This is a genomic window from Photobacterium sp. GB-56 (genome assembly GCF_003026105.1).
Taxonomy (GTDB): Bacteria; Pseudomonadota; Gammaproteobacteria; order Enterobacterales; family Vibrionaceae; genus Photobacterium.
The window spans coordinates 1-2457 of record NZ_PYNW01000041.1; the positions used below are offsets into that span (position 1 = coordinate 1).

The following is a 2457-nucleotide window of genomic DNA, read 5'->3' on the forward strand; positions in this document are numbered from 1 at the left end:
GAGTACAGAAAGGATTTGATTGCGCAATGTATAGAAAATACCTGAGCCTATTAATAAGCGCATGTGTATTAACAGCATGCACTGGAGAGACAACCGCTTCAGTAACCAGTAAAACGGTACCAGCTGAGAAAATCACTCAAATAGAAGCGAAAGTAAAAAAGCTCTACCCTGATGCAGATACCAAACTTCAACATCAAATCGTGGATGTTGCTGTTGAATCTCTAGAAAGTATGGTGTTTATCAAAGGTGGAACCTTCATGATGGGCGCATTTAAAGTACCGTGTAGTCCCATTTCTACGGATAGAATGGATTGGTCACCAGATGCTAAGTGCAATACCGATATTACGAATGTTAAAACTGGCGCTAATTTTATACATAAAGTGACCTTAAGTGACTACTCTTTAGCTAATCATGAAACGACTTTTCACGGTTTTGATGCCTTTCAAAGGGCACATCACAGACCTGTAGTTAAAGCTGATATTAGAGATAAATATGATCTTTCTGACGATGAGTTTAAGAATTTAACGACTCCAACCAAAACTTGGCAAGAGGCAAAAGATTATTGTTTATGGTTGGGTGAGTTAACAGGTTACCCGGTTGACTTACCGACAGAAGCACAATGGGAATATGCGGCAAGAAATCGTGGGAAGCATCTATACTATGCAACCAATAACGGTTACCTTGAGCGTAAAGGTGACCAGCATTTGGTTGATGGCAGGTATGTTGATTACACAAAAGATGAATGGAATATTGGTAGCTCTACAGACTTAAATCAAATAAAACTCTATCCGCCTAATCCATTAGGTTTGTATGATATGGCTGGAAATGTAATGGAATGGATGAATGATTGGTATAGCGAAGATTATTATCAACATTCACCCGAAATCGATCCTCAGGGACCATCATCAGGGACTAAAAAAGCCATGAGAGGGGTGGGATTAACAACATCAAGGGCAAGTAATGCTATCGTTCAAGAAAAATACCACTTATATAATGGTTTTCGTTGCGCTGTGCAGCAAACAACACCAGTGAAGTAGTATGCATTTCGTATCGGCAATAATAACCAATGGCTATTATTGCCGGCAGCGTTGCATTACGGTTTTAAATTATTACGCTTGATTTTTAGGTGTGGACTGGTGGGAGTGTATGGGAGTATTTTTGGAACCATCCCCATATTTTCTAAATAATTTACACTTGCTAACTGAGCAATCCATTGATTAAATTCTTTTTGTTGATCGCCATCTAAGATGTAATTTATACGCTGTAGGTTTTTCACAAGCGCATCATCTGTAGTTTGTTTTTTACCTTCGACATTCATGTGGGCTAACACTTCAACAAACTTACGCCAAGAGCGAACAGCGCCTGCCAATAACAAAAAAATTGCTTTTTCCTGTTTTTCTTCACGATTGAAAACATACGTATGGACCAAGGTATTGAGCATCATTCCTACCGTTTCAGGAGGAAGAATTCTTAAACTAACGCCACTCAATACCTTGCGATCTTGATTTAAAATCCGCGCACTTAAACGTTTGGCTTCATCTGAAATGAACATATCATTTTTTATCATTACTAGACGATATCTCCACCAATCACTAATATTAACAAATCCAGTATTTATACTATTTTCAATCGTATTTAAATTAATATCCGTAAAAGCGTTATAGGCGGCCTGATATAAATAATTATAGGATTGGCTATCTATGTTTTTTATTACACGGCAACCAATAGTATCAATCGATTCCCAAATGATTTTTGCCAATTCAAATAACTGTGAAAAGTCAATCGAGGTGCCAAAACCACCGGACGCTCCGGGCCCCCATACTAAGCGTGCACAACAATGGATTTCTAAGCTACCTCTATCTAATCGAACCTGAAAATCAACCCCAGCACCAAGCCCAAATGCCACATTGCCTTCCGCTTTGATTTCAACTAAAGCCGAAAAATCAGTCGTCCCCGTCTTTTGAGGGATTAACCACTCGACCTTTCCACTTAACTGCCCGCCGGCTTGAGCACCAGCAAACCCTTCAGCACTGACACCTATTTGCCCTGATGGTCTTACCCCAATCGTGGGGAAAGGAGAGAAAATAACCCCAGTTCCCGCACTTTCCTCAGCCTGATTTTTGAACATTACTTTACCACTCGCCATCGCTGTCACTAAACAACTTAATGTTAACGTTGCGCTACATCTAAAATGCCCTAGAGGGTATAAGGCGGGTAAATGTACACCTTTTCTGGCCATGTTTGACCAAAAGCCTTGCTGATTCCCCGGTGCTTGCGGCGGAATGTGCTGTGAGTTGTACGGGGTATTTTTCATGGTTATTTTCAATCTTTCTTCGGCGTTAACGATTTCCAGAGTGAGAATACACGCTAAATAGACTGGGCAATAATTGGCCTGATTATGAGATATGACCTCCACAAAAAAGCACGCCGAGATGGGCGTGCTTATTATGCGTTAGG

At 40.3% G+C, this 2457-nt stretch carries 2 protein-coding genes; one reads left to right on the forward strand and one right to left on the reverse strand.

Translation table 11 applies throughout. The features are described 5' to 3' along the window. Window positions 1-1037, forward strand: a 1037-nt coding sequence (locus C9J42_RS21195; protein WP_370445028.1) for a formylglycine-generating enzyme family protein, incomplete at its 5' end; no start/stop codon positions are given. Window positions 1038-1093: 56 nt separating this feature from the next. Here C9J42_RS21195 and C9J42_RS21200 read toward each other — a convergent pair. Beyond that, a complete protein-coding gene (locus tag C9J42_RS21200) occupies window positions 1094-2314 on the reverse strand; it encodes a hypothetical protein (RefSeq protein ID WP_107302299.1) in 1221 nt (406 codons plus the stop codon). Between the last annotated feature and the right edge of the window lie 143 nt (window positions 2315-2457).